Raw genomic sequence first — 22,287 nt, 5'->3', positions numbered from 1 at the left:
ATCGAGGTCATTTCAACCGCTGCGGTACTCAGTTGGGCAGACGCTCCCGAGATTTCTAAGATCGTGTTTCTGAGATTTTTCTGCATCCGATTGAGCGCATGCATCAAGCGTGAAGCTTCGTCTGAACCTGTAACTTCAAGGTCGTGGGTGAGGTCGCCAGACGCGATATCTTCGGCCAACTTCAGCGAGGCGCTGATGGGGCTGACAATGCTTTTAGTGAACAGGGTCGCCAGGACGATGGTTAAGATAAATGCGACTACCAGAACCAAGATCAAGACTTTAACGCTATGCGTATATACATCTGTCGCGTCTTGCCCCGACACCACCGCCTGACGCGCATTTTGCTCACGAAGCGTTGTTAGCTGCTCCTGATAGGCGCTTGCTCGCTGTGCCTGCTCTGTGTTCGCAAAAAGGACAGCTTGGTCATGATCAGAAATATCGAGGGCAAGTACATTCTTGAGACCGTCGATGTAGACATTCATAGCTTGGTTTGTCTTCGAAAACTGGATTTCATCCTGCTCGCCAGAAATCAGATGATCACGGTAAAACGCTGTCTTCGACTGGAGCGTCTGTATGGCGCCTTCGACCAACGACAGCGATTTATCATGCACATCCTTGGTCGTGCTCGAAAGCATGCGAATACTTTCAAGGCGCGCATGGAGCAGGGCGATTTGAATGTCGTCAATGACCTGGACGCTGGGCAGGGAGTTTTGCTCGATGTCCTGCTCTGCATTACGTAGGTGATCTATCTGCAAATACGAGAAGCCCGCCAGGCTTATGAGCAGGAGTGTAATTAGCCCAAAGCAGACGAAAGCCCTGCGCGCGATATTCAAGGATCTTAATTTCATATAGGCCTCCGAGGGCCGGGATTTATTGGCGTGGCAACCCACGTCATTTTGTTGAGCGCGAACAAGACAGACTGTTCATGCGGCACAGTGACTCTCGGCTGCAGCTTGGGCGGCAGGCGTAAATCCAGGAATACAAAAGAATGCATCGGGATAATAGGCGCGCTAAATAATTGCGCGCTCATGAGTTGCAGGCGCTCATACTGTAAGCGGGTCGGAGGGGAATGTTCGATTAATCCAAGCGGAGCGTGCCGCAACGACGTGCGCACCGTTGCAGGCTTCGCGCAGTGAACTACGCTTGCCGGGAACGCTTTGACTTCGATCATTTTGGTAACTGAAAGGGCACGATGGACAAGCGGCTTGCGGGTCTTTCAATACTGCTGACCCTCGGGTGGGTCGCCACAGTCGCGACTGTCATGTGGTATTTCTACGACAATTAATCTAAAGGCCGAATCAATTCAGGCCCCTTAGTCCTCACGTTTCCCATGGCCGTTCTACTGACATTTCGGACACGCCAATATGCCAAGCAATAATATCGAACGTAAAACTTACGCAGCACTTCCTCCTGCCGTGGGGCCCTATTCGCATTCAGTGAAACATGGCAATACCCTGTACCTGTCAGGCTTCACAGCGTTCGGAACTGATGCTCAAGGGCAGAGCCTAGAAAAACAGGCCAATGCTATTTTGGAGCAGATTAAAGCGGTTGCCGCCGAAGAGGGCACCGATATGTCTGCACTCTTGAAGGTGACTCTATTCATCACCGACTTCAGCCAAATCGGCGAACTGCGCAAGGTGCTGGTGCAGCACTATGAAGGGCATTTGCCTGCCAGCTCCCTGGTCGAAGTTTCAAAGTTGTTTTCCCCGGAACTGAATATCGAAATTGAGGCTGTTTTCGGGGTGTGACAGGCAGTAGTGGCGGCTTTGCATGGTCGAACAGTGTGCAAACCGCCCAAAAAATGGCCATGGAAAAGACGGCTCAATTTTGCAGTCAGGACAGCCGATGTTAGTTCACCCGGGGAGCAGCGAGGATCGACGCCAGCGCCAACAGCAAGACCTTCGAACACTTGTTCGTGCCCGGCTTGCGCAAAGGGTGGGTGATCACGTCTTTGGACCGTAGCGAGCGGGGGTTACTGGTTGCGTAATGGCATCCAGTTGTGCGGGCACAGCTCAGCAATTTTGCTCGCTGCGGGAGTTTAAACATTTGGCAACGACGTCAATTCAATGAGGCATGGCTTTCATCTTGCTCGCGCCGCTCGCCGAGCATACTCTCGGAGCCGCATTTCTTAGGCCTTACTGCCATGTATTATTGGAACAATGATAATTTCGAAGGGCTTCTGGCGCTTGCGGAGAGCCTTGATGCACATTCTGACCTGAAGCCACTTGCGAGCTATTGTCGATATCGAGAACAAGGGCTACGTCGCGAAGCATTTTCTGCACTTGAACGGTTTCTCGTCGCATCCAGTTCGTTTGATAGCGCCGCCGCACGTCGCGCAGCAATCGAAATTCTCGAAGCCAATTCGCGATCCTCAAAAACCCATCAGTTTCTGACGCAGCCGCTCACCGCCCGGTTTCTGGTGCCTACGTTGAAGGCATGGATGGAGGAAGATGCAGTCACAACCTTACCCGTGCGATGGCTCGGGATGCTCAACCGTGACCCTGAACTGCTTACCAGAGCACTTTCTGGGTTCCCCGAAGATATGCCTGTCCGCAGGATGCTGATCGACTTCGCGCTTGGAGGGATTGACTATGCCACCCATCATCTTGACGAGTCTTTCTTCTTAGGCAGTGTTGACGAGGCGACCTCAGCGCTGGAGCGTGCCAGAAGACTCATAGCAGAAGCCCCTGATCCCGAAGCGCTGGCTTATCTGACATCTGAAGTGCAGCATTTCGATCGTCTCATCGCGGACTGGAAAGCCTATTCGGAAAATCCCATAGGCGGCTTCCCCGAATGGTGCGCGAAACTGGGACGAGACTACAAATATTCCGCCAAGGTCTACTACGAGAGATGAGGGGGCGACAGATCAAGCGCGCATCAGGTTTCCTCAAGAGCGGGTTGGTTTTCATAGCATTTTGAGAGCGGGGAAGGGATCAAATCTGAATGTGGCATCGGCGTTCCTCCCTGAGACGAACAGCGTAGCAGGGAGCTTCTTCGGTGAGGCGCTGCAGGTTGCCGCAGACACCGCGAAGAAATTGAACACGCCCCGCCAAGCGCAGGGCGCGTCTGACACTATTTGCCGAGCTTCTCACGAACGTCAGTAACCATCGGACCAACAGCTTTAACGGCGTCTTTGAGCTGTTGCTCTGTTACGCCGAACTCCTTCGTCCAATGCTTTAGCTCCCAAGGTTCTGATGTGTTCACTCGAGCACGATCTTGAGGCCCACGGTTTTTCAGATCATCAGACATATTCCACTCCCTGCGGGTTGGCCTGGAGGGCCCAGGCGACTCCCGATAGAGCATGGGAAGGTAGGGGTAGTTCGATTGAGGTTACAGGAGGGTAAGTGCATTCGGCAGGACGCCGGAGGAGGGGAATTGCGGAACAGCGTGGAAATTGCGGAACAAAAAATGAAAAGGCCTGCATGAAATTCCTCATGCAAGCCCTTGATATCCATGGTGCCCGAACCCGGAATCGAACCGGGACGCCCTTACGAGCGGGGGATTTTAAGTCCGCAAGGTATTCGTTTAAATACAATAGGTTAGCGTATATTCTGCACCGCTATGGGTAGTTTTTACCTTGCTTGCAGCCCTTTGTTTTCAGGGGGGTTAAAACTATTGCGGTGCAAAATTTACTTGGTCGGCGTGACCTTTTTGCCGATCCTCTTGCGGATGTAGTTCTCAGTCATAACGACAGTTGTGTGCCCAAGTTGGTCGCGAGCCTGCAGGATGTCACCGCTGGATTCTGCTTTGTCGGTGCCAGCTTTTGCGCGCAGATCGCGCATCTGAAAGTCCCCTTTCTCAACACCAGCCGCCTCACGGGCCGCGTCAAACCTACCTCGCAACATGCTGCTGGTCATTGGCTGCCCGTTATCCATAACGATGAGCCTGCTAGTGCGGATCTTGTGCCCGTCCTTCCTGGTCATGATTCGATCAATCACCACCTTCAGCTCCCCGGTTATCTCAATCCTCCTTTTTGCATTCGTCTTGCCTTGCATCACGGACAGCCTATTGTCGCGGATATCTCGCTCATCCATTTTTAGGGTGTCCGCGATGCGCTGACCGGTCAGATAGAACAGATCAAGTGCATCCCGTAGCGGCTGCTCGGCGTGCTGGTACACCAGGGCGAACATCTCATCCTCGATGTATTGATCGCGACCCGATTCCTTGTGTCCCTTCACGCCGGCGCACGGGTTGGCCAAGGCCGTATAGCCGCTGCTCCGGGCAAAGTTCCAGATGGCGCTAAGTAACGCCTTCTCTCGATTGGCGCGCACTGGCGCCGTCTTGCCGCGCTGGCGCAGGTACTGTACGACGTGTTGAGGCTCGATCGCTTCCAGTGGTGCCGGCGGATCGTCGAAGAACTTCAACAGTTGCTTCAGCTCTCTGGCGTTATCCTTCTGCGTCGCTAATCCTTTGGTGGGCACCACCTCGAGCATGTAGATGTTCGCAACGTAGGCAAAAGTGAGTACGTCCTGTACCAAGGCCGAGGACACGCGGCTCTTCTCGAGCTTCGCGTACTCCACGATAGCCATTCCGTAATCGCTGCCCAGGGCGATCTCTTTTCTGGGCGTGCCTCCGAGGTCGTAGTAGTAATAGATTGTCCCGCTGCGCTGCTTGCGCTTCCTGAGGCGTGTGACGCTATCAGGGTTTGTTGGCTTCCTTCCCATTTAACTCACCAGGCGTGGCTGCCATTTTGGTTTTTCTGCTGATGCTGCGACCGGTTCGCCGGTAAGGGCGTTGGCGATGACGCAAGGCCAACCGCTGCGCTTGATGGTGTGCCGAATACCGTTTCTTTTCAGAACCTGCACCTGGCCGGCTTTCGTTTTTGCGCCTGTGAGCGTGCAAACTTCCTCGTGCGACAGAAAATGAATATCCATGTTTACCTCCCGCCGCCAGCTGTAGGGCGCGCCGCCTTGATGATGTGGATGACCATGCCGAAAGTGATCAGCAGCCAGATGCAGGTGCCTGCAAAGGCGCCGAGGATATTTGCCGACTCGCCATCCATGAGCAGGCAGGGGCCGATCCAAAAGAACCAGCAGGCCGTGGCTGACACGTAGAGCAGAACGCCCAGCATCATCAGGGTGAGTTTTATTGCGAACATGTGGTGTCCTTGCCGCGCTGGGCGGCAGAAGGTGTTAGGTGGTATTAATGGCAATCAGCTATCGGTCGATGCTGTTCACAAAAAATGATTGTTCCCAAATGCAGGAGCGGAAAATGATCAGAATTAGCGGTGTAACTGGCCATAATATTGGCGGTGATGTGCTCAGAGTTGAGGCACACAGCTCAACACCACTAGACATTTCCAATATTCACGGTGAAAAAGTCGGGGGGAATGTCGTAAACGTGATCTCTTCAAAAAAGCAAAAGATCGATACGTTAATCCGTGATCTAAAGCCTTTCTTGCACACCCTATCGGAGGAACACAGGGTCTCTATGGAATTGAGGCTTGACCGATTGGCTAGTGCTAAAGGTCCCAAGAGGCAAACCCGTCTTGATGAACTTCAAGCGTTTGTCCTGTCTACGGGGAGCGCTGTTCTGGCAAACGTAATTTCGCCTTACTTTTCTTAATACGAAGCCCTTATCGCCACGACCCTCTTTAGATCAGGTAGGCCATATAGAGCGAGGCGAAGATCATGGCGTCACCTTCTGGCCGAGCATCACGTCGCTGACGACCTCCCAGAGCTGGGCGGGTGACCACTGGTAGCGGTCGAATTCGTCGTCAGGCTTCACGCCAACAACACAAGTTGAGTGAGCGCCGCGCGAGTACTCCGTCAGCTTTTGCATGATCGTCGCTACCTTGCCGTCACCGGTGGGCACGGTGCGGTGGAAGTGGTAAGCGTGTTGCTTGTAAGTCAGGCCGGCAGGGATCGTTTCGTCGCTGACCTCAACCATGTGAGCGCGACCGCCTGGCGTCCATGGGCGCCCGCCGCAAGCGGTGCGCGATCCTTCATGCAGGTAGAGCACGTAGGCACCGGCCGGCGATGGGTCACAGCGAAATTCAATATTGCGCTGCTGGCCAACCAGCACCCGTGACTGAAAATCGAAGCGGTGGTCGTGGATCGCCGAATGCTCGAAGCAGGCCCGACGGGGTAGGTCTGGGCGCCAAACGTGCAAGCGCTGGTTACCTTCCAGCTGGACCTGCACAAAGCCCAGGCCGTGCAGGGTGATCTTGTCGGTCATTACGTCGTCGATGATGCTCACGGTGTCACCTCCCGGCGAGCCCACCAGCAAACCGAGCCGTCATCCGTGTCATGAATGGCCAGGCAGAACCAGCCTTCGCCATCAGGCCGATCCGGCTCCCAATAACTGCAGTCCGGGTCGCCAGCTTCGAAATAGCGCTCAGAGACCGATTCGTCGCTGTGGTATTCGAGTGACACCATCTTCACCTGCAAGCCCTGTGCAGCGATCCAGGCCTCGCACTTATCATCGTCACCCTCGTCGAAGTCCGGAATTTCGGGGTGTTGGAACATCCCGTTTCCGTCGCGCCGTACAGGATAGTGTTTGATCAGGCTTACGCGATCCAGGCGCTCAATCTCTGCCAGCAGTAGAGCCGCTGCCTTCACCATGTCGCGACGTCGGTCCGCGCTTGGCTTGAACGTGGCCTGGCCCCAAGGCCAAGCGGTGCTCATGGACGCAGGCTTTCCGGCAAGGATTGCGTAGGTCGCACCAGCTTCGGCGAGCTCGCCCTTCACATAGAGATCGTCGCGATAGAGTGAGTAGCCTTCGGCTGACACCTGGCGTTGACGTTCGGCGACCACATCCCGCGCCGCGCGATTGAGGCTGATTGCAATTTCTTCAGGCATGACTTCGTCCTTGCCGCTATAGCGGCTGACTTTGAAGGGGGAGGAAATGGTGTTTCGGTGCTATGTTTAATCAAAACCAATGGAGTGAGCGCTTTATGGCCTCGAGACCTGGCATCCCACTGAACGTGAAGCGTGAGGTAAGGCAACGGTGCGGTTTCGGTTGTGTTATTTGCGGTCTGCCTATGTACGAATACGACCATATGATCGACTGGGCCGATACGCATCGACATATTGCCGAAGAAATTACTTTGTTATGCAGATTGCATCATGGAGAAAAAACTGACGGGCTTCTACCTTTGGCTAAAGTTATCGAAGCCAATAAAAGCCCTTATAATTTTCGGACTGGAGTAACAAAAAACTATCTGCTTCATTACTCTGGAGATAGCGTTAAGGTAACTCTTGGAGATAGTGTTTTCTCTTATGGAGGGATGCTAGAAGGGTCTGCGTTTGCACCTCTAGTGATTGACGGCTTTGCCGTGATTTTGTTTAGGCGGGATCAAGGAAACCTTTTTCTAAGTTTTACTGCTCATGATGAGTTAAATAGACCTGTGCTTGAAGTTTGCGATAATGAGATTGTCTATGACGCGGGTCAGTGGGATGCTGAGTGGGTTGGGCAGTCTTTAACGATAAGAGAGTCACACAGAAAAATTTTACTCAAAATGACGTTCAATCCACCGGCGGAGATAGTGATAGAGAAGGGAAGAATACTGAAAAATGGGATAGAGATTTTAATTTCAAGCAACTATTTCTTTATCACAAATAATGCCAATTTTTTTGGCGGTGTTCGCACTACTAACTGTCCAGTAGGAATATCCGTTGGAGATCCAAGACCAGATTGTGGGATTGGGTTTTCTATTTCTGGAATTCCTCGGTATCTTTTTGATCGGAAAAAAGCTCGCCAGCATCTTCGCGCCTGTTTATCTAAGAAACGTAGGAATCCGTAGGTGGCGGCTGGCTAACACTCGGTATGGAAGTTCATTTGCCTTTGCCGGTGTAGGTGCGCCATGGCACCTTCACACCGTTGACCAGTAAGCCCCAGTCACCACGCCACTTGCTGGTGATGAAGAGGCTGTAGACACCGCCGGGTGAGACCTCGTCGATACGGTGGTACTCGCTGTGGTTGAGCCGAGCGGTGTCGCCGGCGTGGCGGTCGATGTATTCGGTGGCCTGGGCGCCGGACGGCACGTCCAGACCAGACAGCTCAGGGTCTTCATGATCGAGCAGCCGCTGTTCCGTGTACCAGCCGCACAGGATGATGGTGCGGGCGTTCCAGGGGTGGTCTTGCAGGTCCCGGTCTTCATCGGGCCGCATGATGTGGTGCACGCGGAAAGACCAAGGGCACCACCACAGCGCCGGTTTGTGCGACTCGCGGGAGTAGGGGTTGAACAGCCACCAGCGACCCATGTACATATCGGCGCCGTCAGCGGACATGATGTGCAGGTACGGGGTGCGCTGGGCGCGGGCGATGAGCCAGGCGGCAACCGCCGGGCGCGCAAGCAGCTTGGCGACCAGGCGCCAGAACAGATTGATCACGGGGAGTCCTTGCCGGGCCATGCCCGGGCGGTGGAGGAAGTTGGTTAGCTGTAAGGGCTGGATACTGATGTTTGAGTAGATGTAGGTCATAATCTCCGTGGAATACCGGACACCTGCACATACAACAGTGGGAAGACCATGCGCAAAGTGAAGAAGCAAGAAATAAGCTTTATTGATTGGGGTGGAAAGATTGTTGGGGCAGTTGGTGTGCTTGGCATGGCAGCGTATATAGCAGGCTATTTTAAATTCTATTTCCTATATTCAGCTTTAAACTGTAGTTGGGTGCTCCCGTTTCATTCGGTTCAGGATGTTGTTGCCAACGGAGTGGTTGATGTTTTCTTCTGTGCGCTAACGGCTGTTCCACTATTTTTTGGTTACAGAACTTCTCTAGAAATAGACAATCACGGGCGACGTATCGTCGGACTTATTGTGCTGGGTTTCGTAATAAGTATTGGTATTGGTGTTCGGTTTCTAGGTTATGTGCTAGATGTATATGTAAGTGAGCTAATGGTCTACGGCGCCTCATACCTTATTCAGGGCGTTTTTATTGCTAATGTCGCTCGATACTCTTCTGAGAAAGGTTCCTACGAGTATATTGCATCGGGTTTCCTTTTATTTGTTTTCGCATCGTGTTTTTCATCTTACTTGGTGAATAGCACTAAGACGTTTGCGGCTGCTTATGAAAAAGGTGCCTTCCCCTACATTGCAGTTGAGAAACAAGCAGTAGGGGGAGTGCTGGTTGGTTCGGTAAATGGAAAATACCTTCTTCGCCTATGTCAGGAAAAGGACAAATTCAAGCTGATAAGTCCATCGGATAAATGGACGATTGAAAAGCATATTCCTGGATCATGCGATATCAGCGACGCAATCAATTAACTCGATATCAGGCGTGGCGTGATTCATGAGGAGTTCAGAAGAGGGTGATGTCTACAGCGAAACTTCGCCGGTATCGATCTTGCGAAGCTCCATCACCTCGATGCGGTTGGTGCCATCGGTGATCATCCAGCAAGGCAGCTCAAGGTTGCGGAAGGTGCCGTGGTAGTTCCGGTAAGCGCCGAGTGCCGCTTTCCGGAAACAGTCCGCGACGACTTTGCCAATAGGCATTGGCTGCCCCCCCCCTAGCAGACAGAGATCGAACACAACAGCGTTTTGAATACGCTTTGCCGCTGCTCGGATTGTGCTTGGTGCCAGCTGGAACTCTTTGGCGACCTCTACGACGTGTTTATAGACCAAAGCGTCGTGGATTCGCTGATCGCGCTCGCCGTTGCGCAGGCCAGCGTAGATGACTGTTTGCATGGGTTGTCTCCAAGCGTGCGCCTGCCTCGCCGGCTGGCGTGATTCGTTGATATGGGGTATTACGGGTGACCGGCATGGAGCCGGATCAAGGAGATACGTATGGGGTTAGCGATTAAGCAGCAACACGAACTGGTAGCTATTCTTTCCGCAGGAGGTGCCTTGGAGCTTTCAGCAAAAGCAAGGCATCAACATGATCTGGTCGCTCTTGCCGCTGCAGCAAAGCTTGGCGGTTCCCACTTGACGCTTTCGGATCTATCGATAAAGCATCAACACGACCTAGTAGCAATCGCGTCCGCCGGAAAAGGGCACGTCACCCTCCGGGACTGATAATTTCGTCGCCCGGATCGGCCGCTATTTCAGCCATGCTCTTATCGTTAAACGCTCGCGACACCTTTTCAGTGACTACAAAAGGTGTCGTGACACACTTGAGCATCTGTGCCGCCGTTTCGAAGTCGGCGGCGATCACGTTGCGAAGCAGGTTCTGGAACACCTCCTGCTGATTGTTGAAGCCGTGCTGTTTCATCAGGCGCCTGAGGTCGGCCTTGAACACGCCGGCGACCTCAACCGTAAACTTCTCGACGCCCAATGTAGCGTCCTTCGCTGCTGCCTTCTCGCGCTTGCGGCGCTGCTTCAAGGCTTCCGCCGTCGGTTCCTGCTGTTCCTCGGCCATGGCCTACCTCTTCGATTCTACTTGCCGGAATTGCCAGCCATGTCGCACGGCGCCGCGCGGCTGTAATCTTGCTGATGCGCCTCATGGAGTACTTGGCATCTTGAAATTGTTCTCGCGAGCGATGAGTCTGGCCCGCTTGTAGTCGACGCCGGCCTCCAGGCAGGCCTGATGAAGCGTGGCTCCGGAGTCAACGAGCTGCTTCAGCCGTGGCGCGATCTTGTCCCGCTCAGCGCGCAGTTTGTTGCTGCGGGTGCTGGTGATTGGCCCGCCCACCTCGCCGCTGACGCCCGGCGCGATCTCCTGGGCCTTGTTGCCGGAGCCGAAGAACGCCTCCAACTGCTGGTTGAGGTTGTCGATGATCGAATCCCGCGGGTTGGGCATTGGCACGCCGATCATTGCTGCGCACCGTAGTAGGCGAACACCGCGAGCATGACAGCGAAGCCAACTGTCCAGCGCAGCATGCGGCGCCCGAAGCGGCGCGAAGTAGCCTTGGCGGATTCGAAGAAGTCGGCGTTGCGCTCGAGCTGATCGGCATACTGGCAAGCGCCGTCGTGGCCAGTGCGTGCGCCGCGGGATACGCCGCTGGAACGCTCGACCACATCGAACAAGTTCTTGCCGAGCGGCACCACATTGAAGCGCGGCACCTTCACAGGTTCTTCGCGACCGATCATCACGTACATCTCCGAAGTGGAAAGCTGAACACGGGCGCGCAGTGCCTGCAGAACGGCTTGGCTTTGTTGGATGGCTTGGTTCATGCCGAATCCTTGGTTGTGGTTGCGTTTATTCGTCAGCAGCCTGACCGCCTGGTGGTTGCCGGTGGGCCCAGGGGAGGGTGCTGACGAATAAAGGCGAGCCGAAAAAAAAGCCCAGTAGGGACTGGGCTTTTCGTTGCGTTACATAGACCTCCCTATGTCACGCAGGGGTGGCGGTCGAGCGCCTCGGTTTGAAGTTCACATGGCTGCAAATCCTCCGTTGTTCGCTCACTGGGTTGGCAGTGGCCACCGTTCTCAAGGGGTGTTGCATGCAGGTGGGCGGTTATAGGCCGCGATTTCGTCCGCATCGGAGATCGCTCGAATCTGGCTGGCGAGTAAACCGTCTTCGCCGCGTTGTTCGTCGCTCTGGCTCGGGTAAAGGTGGCCACCCTGCTATCTCGGGGCAGTCAGCCGAGCGATCTCCGATGCGGCCTGGTGCTGGGGAGTACCAGGGCTTCGGGCAGTTAACGACAGGCTGTCGTGGCGCTGGTTGTTCAGTGAAAGCTGACCGCGCCGTTATCGGCAGCCAAGTCAAAAGCAACTCGGAACTCCTGATATTTTTCCCAGAAGTAGCCACCGACGGCTTCGGCCTTCTCCGCGAAGGCCGCGTAGTCCTTTGCCAATTTCGCGCTTACCACAGGGCCGATCGTGCCTTCGCAGTCGCTGAAGTTGATCTGCTCGGCAAAAGGACCCTGAGCACCACTCCAACAAGGCATGCAGTGGCTGTCTTCGGTGCGGCCGTACTGGGTATATGGTTCCGCGGGATAACCAGCCAGTTTGGCGAGCTCTTCGCGCCAGGCGTTGTAACGTCCGTAGCCGATGCTCAGTCCAGCGCAGTCGCCTTCAATTTTGTAAGCAGCTTTGGGTGTGATTCCTTCAATCCGACCAGGGAAGTCCTTGTTGTCGTAAAAGGTTTCGAAGTTCTCGTAATCTACAAGCTCTCCGTCTTCGTCAAACTCAGCCTCTGGCGCCGCGACCAGCTTGCTGTATGCCGATATATCCAATCCCATCATCTGATCCTCGGTTGTCATCCCGCTGCATCCTGTCGCCAAGGTGCAGAAGTGATGCTTTTCCGTCGTTTAAGCGATAAAAACACCATCGTTCGATTCCCCAACTGGACCTTGAGGATTCGGACCGTCTGCCTGCCCTACGATTATTTCCCGCCGCATTGCCTCGGCCACCGCCGCCGACTGGCGATGAACGCCCAGCTTGAACATGGCGTTGGATATCCGTTTGGCGACCGTTCCCGGCTCAACGTCGTGAGAACGGGCAATCTGTTTGGCGGTAAGGCCCTGGGCGACTAAAAGCAAAAACTGAAGTTCTCTACGAGCAAGCCCACGGCCGAGATGGCCGATCCATGTGCCGCTCTTGATGATTGATTCCATGCTGTGTGCCTCTCGGTTGATTTCCCAATGCGCCCGGCCAACCAGGCGCATCAGTGAAAAACACCGTGTCCCTTCGGCGCTGCTGGCGCGGTACGGGCTCATTCAAATTGTTCACCTGGTCGCGGCTCAGCCCACCAGAACACTTTTTTTGATCGCTTTACGCTGCGCGCCTTGGGTAGTGGCCACCCATCTGAACCGTTTAGGCCGGTTCATCGCTGCCTTCCATCTGACCGGTTGTTATCCGGCGATGTGGCAAGTTAACCATCGGTATATTTTTACGTCAATACCGATGGTTAATTTATTTTTTGTGGCCGTGGGATATGATTCTTCGTAAGACTGGATATACATACAGTTATTGAGGTGGCTATGGCAAAGGGTAAGCGGTCGACTACACCAGAGCGTCAGGAGATGACAGCAGTTGAAATGTTGTCGCTGCGCGTTGCAGCAATGATTAACTCTCCGCGCGCTCAGGAACGGTGCTCGGCGCTAATTCATCGACTGGATTCTGATCGGGATGCGGAGTGGGATGAGATCATGAGCCAGATATCCGAGACGGATGGAGTGACGATGATCTTTCAGGACGACGGCGGGGTTTTGATAGAGTGGGATGCGCCAAATGACGACGATCGGGTGCTGGATATAGCTGAGGTTGAGCCGATTGAGAATGAAGTTATTTCCTGATCGCCGGATTCAAAAAGCCCGGCGAGAGGCCGGGCATTTTAGGCTGATTACCTTCCCTGAATTCAGGCTTTACGTGCGTTCCATATCATTAAAACCTTAGCGTGAATCGTCACATCCTCAATCCTGGCCTCTTGGTCCTTATGTTTAGTGTTATCTGATATCAGCCAGAATCGTTCAGCATCCATGACCTGGACGCGCTTTATATAAAGGTGTTCGTGCCACGTAAGCACGTAAATACCGTCACCCGCGAATTCGTTCACACCCTTGTCCACTATCAAGGGGTCTTTGTCGTTGATGGTGCCTTCCATGCTCTGACCCCAACCCGTGATCATGGCTAAAGAGTTGGGAGATGTGTACGAAACGCCTTTCTCTCGCAGTACATCCTCGCGGATGATTAAGTTTCTAATCACCTCATTGTAATCGGCAGGAACCTGTCCGTGCCCCATTGCGGCACGGACGTCGTATTGGCGAATGACAATTTCTTCTGGCCTCGCCTTCAGCCCCGAAAAGTCTGCGTGAATCACCTTTCCCTGAGCCTCCCCCGCTGCGGCCAGCGCTGCCGCTGCAATTTTCTCCTGCGCGTCAGCATCAAGGTTTCTACCTGCGTGCTTCCGGATCATCGCCATAACTTTTTCTGCCGCGCTTGACCCAGGCACCGCAACATCTTTTGCCGGTGCACTGGTAAGGGCCGCTATCTCATTGGCAAGGCGTGGGCTGAACGCTGAAACCGGCTCGTCAAGCATGCGCGCCAGTACAGCTGCGAACTTTGTGTTTAAGGGATTGATGCCTTTGAAGTAGAGATTCACTGCCGCAGGCGTCATGCCAGCTTCATCGGCGATTTTTTTTTGGCTGAGCTTCAGCTCGTTCTTTTTCGAGAGGAATAGGTCGTGCGCGGCAGAGCACTCGGCGAGCAGATCTGGCGGGAGGATTCGTTTCTTGGTCATCTCGCGAATGTATACCAATGGTTAAATAATAGAAGAAACCATCGGTATTGATTAAAAATTAACAGATGGTTAATATCTGCCTCATCTACAACCGAGGCCAAATCATGAACGAGACCCCCCTCGACGAGTTTGTTGCGAAAAAGGGCCAGTCCGAGGCGGCGAGGCTTCTTCGTGTTACAGCCCCGGCAATCCACAAGGCGATAACAGCTAAACGGGACATTCGAGTGCTAGAGCTACCTGACGGTAGCTTCAAGGCGAAGGAGCAGCGGCCGTTCCCTTCTCAACGCTCGATGGAGTGATTTTCAGCCCTTTTGAGCGCCGGAAGTAGTGAGCTGGATCAGCTGTTAATTCATACAGTGCATAGGAAGGGAATAGAGATGGGGAACGGATTGTTGGTTGTTTGCGCGGTTCTTGGCGGCGGGGTCTTCGGCTTCGCCGCGGGACTCGTTACAGCGCGCCCAAGCACGCATGGCCGCAACACCTTCCCATTCAATCATGTGAGCTTCGATCGCGCCGCGACCGACGTTCAGCGCTTAAGGCTTCTTGATGAAGCCCGCGCCGCAGTCATTGACGGCAGGTTAAGCCAAGCCAATCAGCTTGAGGATTATCGCGCCTCCGATAAGGCCGGCAAGCCAGGGGCCAAACTTGAGGATTAAGGATTTACGCCTTTCCCAAAAGGCGCGCAGCGGTGGCCTGTCGAAACCGATCATGCCGAAAAACTCTTCGTCATGGGTATACAGCTGCAAGTCCCAATGCTTCGCCTTCCAGCGCCCAAAAGCTGCCTTAAAACGTTTCATGTCCGGTCTCCGTGACCTTTTCGTGTGGAAGCAAAAAGCTACCACGGATGTACCGGACACCCATAACGCCTGAATCGCAGGCATAAAAAAACCGCCTGGCAGGGCGGTCCTTTCAACAAATCGTAAAACACTGTGGGGCCATTATGAACACACTTGTTGCTCCAGGCAATACGGTCAGCATGTCGAGCCGGGAGATCGCTGATCTCACTGGCAAACAGCATAAGGACGTCATCCGCGACATCCGCGTGATGCGTGATGCTCTGTGCAAGGATGGCGCAGATCTGCGCCATCTCCACGAGGGCAAGGACGGCCGCGGCTACACCGCCGAATTCCTACTTGACCGCGTCCTCACTGAGACGCTTCTTACCGGTTACAGCATCCCGCTTCGCCATCGTGTCGTGACACGTTTGGGTGAACTCGAAAAGGTGTCGCGACACGCAATATTGATGCCTTCCAACTTCGCCGAAGCTCTACAGCTTGCCGCCGATCAGGCCAAGCAGAACGCTTCGCTGCACCAGGTCATTGAGCAACAGGCGCCGAAGGTTCAAGCGCTTGAGCGCCTATCCGCCACCCAAGGCTCGATCTGCATTACCTCCGCTGCGAAGCAACTGGGTATCGGCCCACTGAAACTCTTCAAGTGGCTCAGCGACAACCGATGGATTTATCGCCGCGCCTCGTTCGCCGCTTGGTCTGCCTACCAACCTCGCCTCACTGCCGGCCTACTCGAGCACAAGCTGGTCACGGTAGGGAAGGGCGGCGAGGAAGACCTCAAGGTGGTTGAGCAGGTCATGGTCACCCGAAAAGGCATCACCCATCTCGCAACAGTCATTCAGGAGGCTTTGTAATGGCCGGCGACTGGATCAAATTTGAGCTCACCACCCTAGACAAGCCCGAGGTTTGCCAGATCGCAGACTTGGCGGACATCGATCCCGACGCTGTCGTCGGCAAGCTGATGCGCGTGTGGGGCTGGTTCGACCAACAAACCGAAAATGGTAACGCTCCTAGCGTTAGCAAAAAGTTACTCGACCGTCTTGCCGGCGTTACTGGTTTCTGCGAACACATGAAATCAGTTGCCTGGATGATCGAAACCGAAGGAGTGATCAGCCTCCCGCATTTTGACCGTCACAACGGGAAGACCGCTAAAAACAGGCTTCTTACCGCTAAACGCGTGGCAAACCACAAAGCCAGTAACGCAAAAGGTAACGCTTCTAACGTTAGCGGTGCGTTACCTAAAGAAGATGTAGAGAAGAATAAAGAACCTCTCTCTGCGCGTGGTTCCGTTGACCCTCGAATGCCAAGCGAAATGACCCTCGACTGGAATCCTGATGAAAAGCTGCTGAAGACCTACTCGGTTCACTCTGGCGTAGCGCCAGACCTGTTTACCGAAGAGGCGCGCCGCGCATTCACTGCTCACTACGAGCCGCGCGGCCAAGTGAACACTCAGGCTGAGTGGGTGCAGATGCTGGTCAAGTGGGTGCTGAACGACAAGGTCCGTGCAGCTGCCAACAATGTCACGCCTATCCGCCAAAAGCCGCCGGCCGCTTCCGATTTTGATGACGACAGCATCGACTGGCAGAACGGGGTGCAATCGTGATGAAGCAGGTATCCGCCGTTACCCAGGGCCTATGGGCCAACCCCGCAGCCGGCGAGTTCATCCCGAAAGATGAGATACAGGCTCCACAGGATGAGGGTCGCCGCCAGATGGCGGTCGCTATCAATGATTTGTTCACTGAGCTTCGTCTCATTCGCTCAGCGTGGCGCCAAGCCTGGCCGGACAAGGAGACGTACCAAGCGGCTAAGGTTCAGTGGATGCAGGCGTTCCTCGACGAAGGAATCCGCACACAAGGGCAGATTGAATTCGGCATGAGCAAGGCGCGCAAGCAGGTGTCCGACTTCATTCCAAGCCCTGGGCAGTTCATCGAGTGGTGCAAACCGACCCCCGAAATGCTCGGGCTTCCTACCGTGTCGGCCGCGCACCGTGAAGCTGTTAGAAACGCCCATCCGAGCATGGCGGGGCAGGGTCGTTGGTCACATGACGCTGTCTGGCACGCTGCCAAAGAATGCGGTTTCGAGAGCCTGAACAAGCTCGATGCAGCGCTCAGCCTCAAGCTGTTCGACCGGAATTACACCATCACCATTAGGCGCCTGCTCGATGGATTGCCGCTGCAGCCAATGCCCAAGGCGCTTCCAGCGAAGGTCGACGGGCGAATCACCCCCGAGGTAGGGAAGGGCGCAATCGCTGAACTGCGCGCCCGGCTTGCTGGTGGTGGTCCTCATGCCTGATCGCAGTCTGGCTGTTCCTGAAATCGAAACCTACCGCTGGGCGGTTTTCTGCTGCTCGTTCAAGGTCGACTTGAGCTCGCCACCTGATCACGCGCTGGCGCTGTTCGCCGACGAAGCGATGGCCAGGCGCTACGGGTCGTGGATGTGGCCGGGGACTTACGAGGTGGTGGACATCGTGACGGGGAAACGGGCATGCGAGTGAGTTCGAAGAAGCTCCGCGCCTCGGCCAATGGCCAAGAGTGCACCGTCCGGATGCCAGGCATCTGCAATCACAACCCAGAAACTACCGTCCTCGCGCACCTGCCGTGCGGGCAGAAGGGCATGGGCATGAAGGGCTTCGACACCGTCGCGGTGTACGCCTGCAGCGCCTGTCACGACGTCATCGACGGCCGCGCCGCCGGCGATATCGATTGGCAGGACATGCCGCGCGCCATTGCCGAAACACACGAAGGCCTGATCCGGGCCGGAATTCTCACAGTTAAGGGGGCTGCATGATCGACATGACGCTGCCATGGCCGCCAAAGGAATTGAGTCCGAATGCGCGCGTGCACTGGCGGCAAAAACACAAGCACGCGAAGGCGTACGGCCGCACCTGCGGACTGATCGCGTTGGCGCTGGATACGCCGCACCTCATTGGCAAAAAGTACTTCTGGGTGACGTTTTGCCCGCCGAATCGCCGCTCCTACGACGATGACAACCTGCTGGCGCGCTTCAAGGCCGGCCGGGATGGCATTGCCGATGGCCTGGGCATCGATGACAAGAACTTCGTCACCACGATCAACATCGGCGAGCCGGTGCCGGGTGGCGCCGTGCGCGTGCACATTCGGGATTATCCAATCGACGCCGAACCGGCAGCGGTGGGTCAATGACTACCGCTGCTGTGAAAATCACCGATGCCGAAATCAAGCGCCAGGCCGCCGGCGGCGCGCGCGACCTTCGAGACATCGAAGCCCGGGGCCTGTACCTGCGTTTCGCGAAAGATCGTGCCCGGGCTTCTTGGTACCTGGTGGTCAGGGGAGAGTGGAAGCTGATCGGCCGGTACCCGGACCTCAGCGCTAAGCAGGTCGCCGCAGCACTGCCAGGCATTCGCCTGCGCCTGGATGCCGGGGATGGCTCAAACCTGTCCAAGTGGCTGCTGGTGGGCGAGTTGCTGGACTGGTACGCCGATCGCATGGCCCGGGACCGGAGCCTGTCGAGCAAGCGCAAGAAGACAGGTGCCTCATTGATCAAGTGCCACCTGAAGCCACTGCTCGGCGCTGTGCCGCTGGCCTCGGTTGATAAATCCACCCTGGATGACCGGTTCATGTGGCCGGCCCAAGAATCCATCGGCATCGACTACGTGCGCTCGGCATTCCAGTTACTGGCCTTGGCCTTCCGCCAAGCATTCAAGCTGCGCCTGATCACCAGCAACCCGATGAAGGACGTGAAGTTCAGCGACTTCTCCAAGGCTAAGGTTGGGGTTAAACCGTCGCGGCTGCGTGTCACCCAGCTCCAGGACCTGCTGATCCTGCTGCGCGACTCAATGGCACGCGCCCCGGCTGACGCCATGCTGGCCCTGATGATGCTGTGCCACGGCACCCGGATCGGCGAGACCCGTCAAGCGCAGTGGTCTCACGTCAGCCTGGCAGAGCGCGAGTGGTTCATCCCGGCCGAGAACACCAAGACCGGCGTCGAGAACCACCTGCCACTGACCGACCAAGTTCGTCAGCTGCTAATCACCTACCGCGACATCCAGTGGGCTCGCGGCTATGACGGCCAGTTCCTGTTTCCTTCCCGCAGGGGCAGGCCGCTTAGTGAGGGCCAGGCCTGTGCCGTGTTCACGCGCCTGGGTCAGGGTGAATGGACAAGCCACGACCTGCGCAAGGTGGCCAGGACCGGCTGGGCAGACATCGGTATTGACCATCTGATCGGTGAACTGCTGATCAATCACGCCATGGGCCACAACGTGAAGGTGTACATCCAGTCGGACGTGATGGCCCGCAAGCGTGAGGCGCTGGATCGGTGGTGCGCATATCTAGACGCGAAGGGTTTCAAGCGCATTCAAGACTTGACCGGCTTTAGATCGGGAGATTCCGGTAATGCGCTGGAAGCCACGGAACACAGGGGCTGCGAGGCCATTCAAGAAACAACCATAGGCGAGGTTTAAAAATGCTGATTCAGATCCTAAGACGCACTCGTCTCGCCGTGAACACAGCCGACATCAGTGCCATTTTCATCTTCACCGAGAACCACCAGCCTGTCCTCGAGGTGCAGATGCGCTCGGGCCGGAAGTACCAGATCCATCACGAACCAACCACCGCGCTTGGCGACGACGTGTACCAAGTCCACAAGCGGCTGCTGGAGGCCAAATGAAGAAGTCCCACGGCCCAGCATTCCGCGCCGCTCAACTCGACTTGGCCAAGTGCCCGGCATGCCGTGGCAAGGCGGTGATCAAAGGGGTATTTCATGAGCTGGCCTGTGTGCAGTGCAACGCCTCGGGCTGGGTCACCGCCGAAACTGGTGAGGCGCTGCCGCTGGAGGTGCTGGTGACGCAACTGAGCATCCGGCTCCAGGCTGCCGAGCAACAGATCGCGCAATTCAACTGCTTCAAGCCTGCCGGTGCTGAAGCGCAGTACAACGAGAACAACCGCCGTGGCCCAGGTGCCACCAACTTCACAGGGGATTGATCCATGGCTATGTACAAAGACGTGATGGGCACCCTGGTGCGAGTGCTGGCAGCGGACAATATCGACAACAGCACCAAGCAGTCTTGGCAAAAGCTGATCGACGCAGCCCTTAGCCAGGGCGGCACCGGCAGCACGTTGTCCGTGCGCGACAAGTTCGATTACGACTGCTGCCTGTACGCGCTGCTGCACCGTCAGCTCGAGCCGGTTCATTGGGACGTGCTGGTGGCCAAGTACTCGACGCACAAGGCCAACAAGGTCGGTGCCATCGGTAGACTGGTTGCCCGCATGGTTTCGCCGGCGCCGCAGCTGTTCATCTATAAGGCGCTGACGGCCTGGGCCATACCGAAGCTCAAGGGCGTGCAGGTTGGCAAGCGTTCCACCGACATGATCGTGCTGCCCGCCGAGTTCTACGACATGAACACCTGGGACCTGGCGGGCTCACCGGAGCGCACCCGTCGCAACTGGCGAGGCGGAATCTACAAGCGTTTGGAGAAGCTCGAAGAGCAGGCCGTGATCCATGCGACCGAGATATTCGACAGCGAGCAAATCTTTGTAGATGCCGCTTGACCCATTGGCCGACTGGCCGTAAATTAACCCCATCATGTCGATCTTGCGCGTTATGAGAGACGACCCAAAATTCTGAGCCCCGCCACCGTGCGGGGCTTTTTCGTTTCTGGAGTATCGGATGGATCCTACTGACCTCGGCCCGGGCACAGCTACCTGGCTGGGCGGTAGCGCCACCGTCGTGCTTGGTGGCCTGCTCTGGCTTCGCAAGTTCCTCTCGAAGGACGCAACAGACCGGGCCATGGATAGCGCCGACATCGGCACATTGCGCCGGCTCAACGAACTACTGAATCAAGAGCGTGCCGCCCGTAAAGAGGCCGAGGCCCGCGCTGATCAGTTCGCGAAAGAGCGGAACGATCTGGCTGCTGCAGTGGGCAGGATGGAAGGGAAGATCGAAGCGCTCACCAGCCAGGTAGGCCAGCTCACTGAGCGCGTCACGCTGCAGAGTGAAGAGATCACCCGCCTGCGCACCAAGCTTGGAGGTATCGCCTGATGGACAGATGCGCACTGGAATTCATTGCTCGTCGCTGGTGGAGACGGACTGAGGTCTGGGCCATTGCCGTGTTGTTGGTTGGTGGTGGTGCCGTCCTTGGGTACCAGGTCAGCTACTGGTCGCTCGCAGACAAGCAAGGCAAACAGGTCGAAGAGATCCGCAAGGCTTACGACACGGCCATGGAAGAGCGGGATAAGCGCCTTGAAGAATTGACCCGCAAGACTGGCACCGCCGCCGACAAGGCTACCAAGGCTGCAACTACAGCAGCCCAGGCCGCGGACAAGGCGGATGAAGCGCTAAACCGAGTAGGTCAGTGATGGCTTGCAGTGGATGCGCCGGCCGGCGCGCTAGGGCAACCAAGTGGCTGAGGATTGCAGCTGAGCGTGCAGCCTCGGTCCTTTCAGCTAAACAGCATGTCGGAGCAACATCTGATGGGAAGGTTGAAGACGCTGGGAAGCAGGGTCAAGACCCAGCCTGATCGCCTTGCGGCCGTCAACACCAACTCTTGGCGGGCCACGAAGGAAACCGCTGCCCAGCGTGGCTACGGGTACAAGTGGCAGAAGGCTCGCGAGGGCTGGCTCCATGCTCATCCGCTTTGTATCTACTGCGAGCGCCTTGGGCGTGTAACGGCAGGCTCAGTTGTAGACCACATCGAGGCTCACCGCGGCGACATGGCGCTGTTCTGGGATAGGGCCAACTGGCAGACCCTGTGCAAGCCTTGCCATGACTCTGTAAAGCAGGCCGAGGAGGCAGCTGGTGCGAGGTCTTGGTAAGTCTCTGCAAACGATAGGAATTCTCATCTCAAATGCACCAAAACGGTGCGATTGAGGGGTTCTATGAGGGGGGGGGTCTAAATATAGGGGGTGTATCGCTTCCAGACCGCGCCCGATCCCATTCGCACTTTTTTTCCCGACCCCAAGGTATTTTGTTAATGGTGTTAACAGACAAACAACGACAGTTTGTTGACGCTAAGGCGCGCGGTGCGTCAAACAAAGAAGCGGCAGAAGCCGCAGGCTGTAAGGCTTCCACGGCATCCGCCGCCGGCTCCCGCTGGGCAAATGACCCGAAGATTTGCAGTGCAATTCTTGCGCGCCGATCCGAGCTAAGTGTTAAACCCGAAAAGCAGCGCAAGCAGAGGCCGAGCGCTGATCACCAGGCACCCGAGCAGGACGTGGTTGGCGGTGAGTACCTCGACTGCCTGCCTAACACTGAAGACCCCCTCGCCTGGCTATTGGCGCTGATGAACGAGCCCAGGGCCAAAATTTTCGACCGTCGAAACGCTGCCCAGACCGCCGTGCCTTATGTGCACGGCAAGAAAGGGGATGCCGGCAAGAAAGAAGAAAGAGCGCAAGCCGCGAAAGAGGCTGGCAAAGGCAAATATTCCGCGGGCAAACCTCCGCTCAGTGTTGTTAAGAGGTAGCCC

General features: G+C 55.9%; 36 protein-coding genes and 2 pseudogenes. 22 read left to right on the top strand and 16 right to left on the bottom strand.

Annotated elements, in window-relative coordinates:
* Window positions 1-128 precede the first annotated feature (128 nt).
* A pseudogene (locus tag NTD89_RS29645) lies at window positions 129-848 on the bottom strand (MCP four helix bundle domain-containing protein); the annotation flags it as partial.
* Window positions 849-1,364: 516 nt separating this feature from the next.
* Between NTD89_RS29645 and NTD89_RS28280 the strand changes: the two are divergent.
* Together NTD89_RS28280 and NTD89_RS28275 are read left to right on the top strand one after the other, a co-directional pair.
* Window positions 1,365-1,748 (top strand): RidA family protein, encoded by a 384-nt coding sequence (locus tag NTD89_RS28280; protein WP_262210798.1) that lies wholly within the window; start codon window positions 1,365-1,367, stop codon window positions 1,746-1,748.
* Between the two features lie 395 nt (window positions 1,749-2,143).
* Window positions 2,144-2,854 (top strand): hypothetical protein, encoded by a 711-nt coding sequence (locus NTD89_RS28275; RefSeq protein ID WP_262210796.1) that lies wholly within the window; start codon window positions 2,144-2,146, stop codon window positions 2,852-2,854.
* A gap of 218 nt (window positions 2,855-3,072) precedes the next feature.
* Here the strand turns inward: NTD89_RS28275 and NTD89_RS28270 are convergent, their stop codons facing one another.
* The 4 genes from NTD89_RS28270 to NTD89_RS28255 form a co-directional block, all read right to left on the bottom strand.
* Window positions 3,073-3,249 carry a DUF3606 domain-containing protein gene (locus NTD89_RS28270; RefSeq protein ID WP_145160942.1) on the bottom strand — a complete coding sequence of 59 codons (177 nt, stop codon included), beginning with the start codon at window positions 3,247-3,249 and terminating at the stop codon, window positions 3,073-3,075.
* A gap of 380 nt (window positions 3,250-3,629) precedes the next feature.
* On the bottom strand, window positions 3,630-4,664 hold the full coding sequence (xerC, locus tag NTD89_RS28265) for a tyrosine recombinase XerC (RefSeq protein ID WP_262210794.1): 1,035 nt from the start codon (window positions 4,662-4,664) through the stop codon (window positions 3,630-3,632).
* Window positions 4,665-4,874: a DUF4224 domain-containing protein gene (locus tag NTD89_RS28260; RefSeq protein ID WP_065869984.1), complete on the bottom strand. Its 210-nt coding sequence runs from the start codon at window positions 4,872-4,874 to the stop codon at window positions 4,665-4,667.
* A 2-nt stretch (window positions 4,875-4,876) separates the two neighbouring features.
* Window positions 4,877-5,098 (bottom strand): hypothetical protein, encoded by a 222-nt coding sequence (locus NTD89_RS28255; RefSeq protein ID WP_262210792.1) that lies wholly within the window; start codon window positions 5,096-5,098, stop codon window positions 4,877-4,879.
* A 47-nt stretch (window positions 5,099-5,145) separates the two neighbouring features.
* Between NTD89_RS28255 and NTD89_RS28250 the strand changes: the two genes are divergently transcribed.
* A complete protein-coding gene (locus NTD89_RS28250) occupies window positions 5,146-5,565 on the top strand; it encodes a hypothetical protein (protein ID WP_262210791.1) in 420 nt (139 codons plus the stop codon).
* 63 nt (window positions 5,566-5,628) lie between these two features.
* On the opposite strand, the gene NTD89_RS28245 is transcribed toward NTD89_RS28250, so the two are convergent.
* Window positions 5,629-6,198, bottom strand: a complete 570-nt coding sequence (locus NTD89_RS28245) for a hypothetical protein (RefSeq protein WP_262210789.1) — start codon at window positions 6,196-6,198, stop codon at window positions 5,629-5,631.
* Window positions 6,195-6,467 (bottom strand): hypothetical protein, encoded by a 273-nt coding sequence (locus tag NTD89_RS28240; RefSeq protein ID WP_410017237.1) that lies wholly within the window; start codon window positions 6,465-6,467, stop codon window positions 6,195-6,197. The genes NTD89_RS28245 and NTD89_RS28240 overlap by 4 nt, the downstream gene beginning before the upstream one ends.
* A gap of 533 nt (window positions 6,468-7,000) precedes the next feature.
* Here NTD89_RS28240 and NTD89_RS28235 point away from each other — a divergent pair.
* On the top strand, window positions 7,001-7,744 hold the full coding sequence (locus NTD89_RS28235) for a hypothetical protein (protein ID WP_262210788.1): 744 nt from the start codon (window positions 7,001-7,003) through the stop codon (window positions 7,742-7,744).
* A gap of 31 nt (window positions 7,745-7,775) precedes the next feature.
* Here NTD89_RS28235 and NTD89_RS28230 read toward each other — a convergent pair whose 3' ends face one another.
* On the bottom strand, window positions 7,776-8,333 hold the full coding sequence (locus NTD89_RS28230; protein WP_262210787.1) for a hypothetical protein: 558 nt from the start codon (window positions 8,331-8,333) through the stop codon (window positions 7,776-7,778).
* Between the two features lie 138 nt (window positions 8,334-8,471).
* Here NTD89_RS28230 and NTD89_RS28225 point away from each other — a divergent pair, with 138 nt between their 5' ends.
* Window positions 8,472-9,209 (top strand): hypothetical protein, encoded by a 738-nt coding sequence (locus tag NTD89_RS28225; protein WP_262210785.1) that lies wholly within the window; start codon window positions 8,472-8,474, stop codon window positions 9,207-9,209.
* Window positions 9,210-9,260: 51 nt separating this feature from the next.
* Here NTD89_RS28225 and NTD89_RS28220 read toward each other — a convergent pair whose 3' ends face one another.
* The 6 genes and pseudogenes from NTD89_RS28220 to NTD89_RS28195 all read right to left on the bottom strand — a co-directional run.
* Window positions 9,261-9,629 (bottom strand): hypothetical protein, encoded by a 369-nt coding sequence (locus NTD89_RS28220; protein ID WP_262210784.1) that lies wholly within the window; start codon window positions 9,627-9,629, stop codon window positions 9,261-9,263.
* Window positions 9,630-9,939: 310 nt separating this feature from the next.
* Window positions 9,940-10,299, bottom strand: a complete 360-nt coding sequence (locus tag NTD89_RS28215) for a hypothetical protein (protein WP_262210782.1) — start codon at window positions 10,297-10,299, stop codon at window positions 9,940-9,942.
* Window positions 10,300-10,380: 81 nt separating this feature from the next.
* Entirely contained in the window at window positions 10,381-10,695 is a 315-nt protein-coding gene (locus NTD89_RS28210) for a hypothetical protein (RefSeq protein ID WP_262210780.1), read from the bottom strand.
* The gene (locus NTD89_RS28205; protein ID WP_262210779.1) at window positions 10,692-11,054 is read right to left on the bottom strand and encodes a hypothetical protein; all 363 of its coding nucleotides are present in this window, start codon (window positions 11,052-11,054) and stop codon (window positions 10,692-10,694) included. Before NTD89_RS28205 ends, NTD89_RS28210 begins: the two co-directional genes overlap by 4 nt.
* 491 nt (window positions 11,055-11,545) lie before the next feature.
* Window positions 11,546-12,082: a hypothetical protein gene (locus tag NTD89_RS28200; protein WP_262210777.1), complete on the bottom strand. Its 537-nt coding sequence runs from the start codon at window positions 12,080-12,082 to the stop codon at window positions 11,546-11,548.
* 120 nt (window positions 12,083-12,202) lie between these two features.
* Window positions 12,203-12,436, bottom strand: a pseudogene (locus NTD89_RS28195) (response regulator transcription factor); the annotation flags it as partial.
* Between NTD89_RS28195 and NTD89_RS28190 the strand changes: the two are divergent.
* Window positions 12,423-12,770 carry a hypothetical protein gene (locus NTD89_RS28190; protein WP_262210776.1) on the top strand — a complete coding sequence of 116 codons (348 nt, stop codon included), beginning with the start codon at window positions 12,423-12,425 and terminating at the stop codon, window positions 12,768-12,770. The pseudogene NTD89_RS28195 and the gene NTD89_RS28190 overlap by 14 nt on opposite strands.
* Window positions 12,771-12,802: 32 nt before the next feature.
* On the top strand, window positions 12,803-13,117 hold the full coding sequence (locus NTD89_RS28185) for a DUF1654 domain-containing protein (RefSeq protein ID WP_262210775.1): 315 nt from the start codon (window positions 12,803-12,805) through the stop codon (window positions 13,115-13,117).
* A 62-nt stretch (window positions 13,118-13,179) separates the two neighbouring features.
* Here the strand turns inward: NTD89_RS28185 and NTD89_RS28180 are convergent, their stop codons facing one another.
* Window positions 13,180-14,061 carry a helix-turn-helix transcriptional regulator gene (locus NTD89_RS28180; protein ID WP_262210774.1) on the bottom strand — a complete coding sequence of 294 codons (882 nt, stop codon included), beginning with the start codon at window positions 14,059-14,061 and terminating at the stop codon, window positions 13,180-13,182.
* Window positions 14,062-14,126: 65 nt separating this feature from the next.
* On the opposite strand from NTD89_RS28180, the gene NTD89_RS28175 reads away from it, so the two are divergent.
* Window positions 14,127-14,360: a Cro/CI family transcriptional regulator gene (locus NTD89_RS28175; RefSeq protein WP_315975623.1), complete on the top strand. Its 234-nt coding sequence runs from the start codon at window positions 14,127-14,129 to the stop codon at window positions 14,358-14,360.
* Between the two features lie 279 nt (window positions 14,361-14,639).
* On the opposite strand, the gene NTD89_RS28170 is transcribed toward NTD89_RS28175, so the two are convergent.
* A complete protein-coding gene (locus tag NTD89_RS28170; protein ID WP_262210771.1) occupies window positions 14,640-14,858 on the bottom strand; it encodes a hypothetical protein in 219 nt (72 codons plus the stop codon).
* Window positions 14,859-15,001: 143 nt separating this feature from the next.
* Here NTD89_RS28170 and NTD89_RS28165 point away from each other — a divergent pair, with 143 nt between their 5' ends.
* The 14 genes from NTD89_RS28165 (at window position 15,002) to NTD89_RS28100 (ending at window position 22,284) form a co-directional block, all read left to right on the top strand.
* A complete protein-coding gene (locus tag NTD89_RS28165) occupies window positions 15,002-15,703 on the top strand; it encodes a phage antirepressor KilAC domain-containing protein (protein WP_262210769.1) in 702 nt (233 codons plus the stop codon).
* Window positions 15,703-16,452 carry a DnaT-like ssDNA-binding domain-containing protein gene (locus NTD89_RS28160; protein ID WP_262210767.1) on the top strand — a complete coding sequence of 250 codons (750 nt, stop codon included), beginning with the start codon at window positions 15,703-15,705 and terminating at the stop codon, window positions 16,450-16,452. The genes NTD89_RS28165 and NTD89_RS28160 overlap by 1 nt, the downstream gene beginning before the upstream one ends.
* Window positions 16,452-17,141 carry a replication protein P gene (locus NTD89_RS28155; protein ID WP_262210765.1) on the top strand — a complete coding sequence of 230 codons (690 nt, stop codon included), beginning with the start codon at window positions 16,452-16,454 and terminating at the stop codon, window positions 17,139-17,141. The genes NTD89_RS28160 and NTD89_RS28155 overlap by 1 nt, the downstream gene beginning before the upstream one ends.
* Window positions 17,134-17,343: a hypothetical protein gene (locus NTD89_RS28150; RefSeq protein ID WP_262210763.1), complete on the top strand. Its 210-nt coding sequence runs from the start codon at window positions 17,134-17,136 to the stop codon at window positions 17,341-17,343. The genes NTD89_RS28155 and NTD89_RS28150 overlap by 8 nt, the downstream gene beginning before the upstream one ends.
* Entirely contained in the window at window positions 17,334-17,636 is a 303-nt protein-coding gene (locus NTD89_RS28145; protein ID WP_252959743.1) for a nuclease domain-containing protein, read from the top strand. Before NTD89_RS28150 ends, NTD89_RS28145 begins: the two co-directional genes overlap by 10 nt.
* Window positions 17,633-18,010, top strand: coding sequence for an endodeoxyribonuclease RusA (locus tag NTD89_RS28140; RefSeq protein WP_262210761.1), 378 nt, complete (start codon window positions 17,633-17,635; stop codon window positions 18,008-18,010). The genes NTD89_RS28145 and NTD89_RS28140 overlap by 4 nt, the downstream gene beginning before the upstream one ends.
* The gene (locus NTD89_RS28135) at window positions 18,007-19,287 is read left to right on the top strand and encodes a tyrosine-type recombinase/integrase (RefSeq protein WP_262210760.1); all 1,281 of its coding nucleotides are present in this window, start codon (window positions 18,007-18,009) and stop codon (window positions 19,285-19,287) included. Before NTD89_RS28140 ends, NTD89_RS28135 begins: the two co-directional genes overlap by 4 nt.
* Before the next feature lie 2 nt (window positions 19,288-19,289).
* Entirely contained in the window at window positions 19,290-19,493 is a 204-nt protein-coding gene (locus tag NTD89_RS28130; RefSeq protein ID WP_262210758.1) for a hypothetical protein, read from the top strand.
* The gene (locus tag NTD89_RS28125) at window positions 19,490-19,807 is read left to right on the top strand and encodes a hypothetical protein (protein WP_262210756.1); all 318 of its coding nucleotides are present in this window, start codon (window positions 19,490-19,492) and stop codon (window positions 19,805-19,807) included. Before NTD89_RS28130 ends, NTD89_RS28125 begins: the two co-directional genes overlap by 4 nt.
* A 3-nt stretch (window positions 19,808-19,810) precedes the next feature.
* Window positions 19,811-20,374, top strand: coding sequence for a hypothetical protein (locus NTD89_RS28120; protein ID WP_262210755.1), 564 nt, complete (start codon window positions 19,811-19,813; stop codon window positions 20,372-20,374).
* A gap of 118 nt (window positions 20,375-20,492) precedes the next feature.
* Entirely contained in the window at window positions 20,493-20,864 is a 372-nt protein-coding gene (locus tag NTD89_RS28115) for a chemotaxis protein (protein WP_160049393.1), read from the top strand.
* A complete protein-coding gene (locus NTD89_RS28110) occupies window positions 20,864-21,181 on the top strand; it encodes a hypothetical protein (RefSeq protein ID WP_262210753.1) in 318 nt (105 codons plus the stop codon). The genes NTD89_RS28115 and NTD89_RS28110 overlap by 1 nt, the downstream gene beginning before the upstream one ends.
* 114 nt (window positions 21,182-21,295) lie before the next feature.
* A complete protein-coding gene (locus tag NTD89_RS28105; RefSeq protein WP_262211044.1) occupies window positions 21,296-21,637 on the top strand; it encodes an HNH endonuclease in 342 nt (113 codons plus the stop codon).
* Between the two features lie 158 nt (window positions 21,638-21,795).
* A complete protein-coding gene (locus NTD89_RS28100) occupies window positions 21,796-22,284 on the top strand; it encodes a terminase small subunit (protein ID WP_262210752.1) in 489 nt (162 codons plus the stop codon).
* Window positions 22,285-22,287: the final 3 nt, after the last annotated feature.

This window comes from Pseudomonas sp. 14P_5.3_Bac1 (genome assembly GCF_025466135.1).
Lineage (GTDB): Bacteria > Pseudomonadota > Gammaproteobacteria > Pseudomonadales > Pseudomonadaceae > Aquipseudomonas.
Note: the sequence above shows the minus strand (reverse complement) of the source record. Positions and strands in the feature narration are given on the sequence as shown.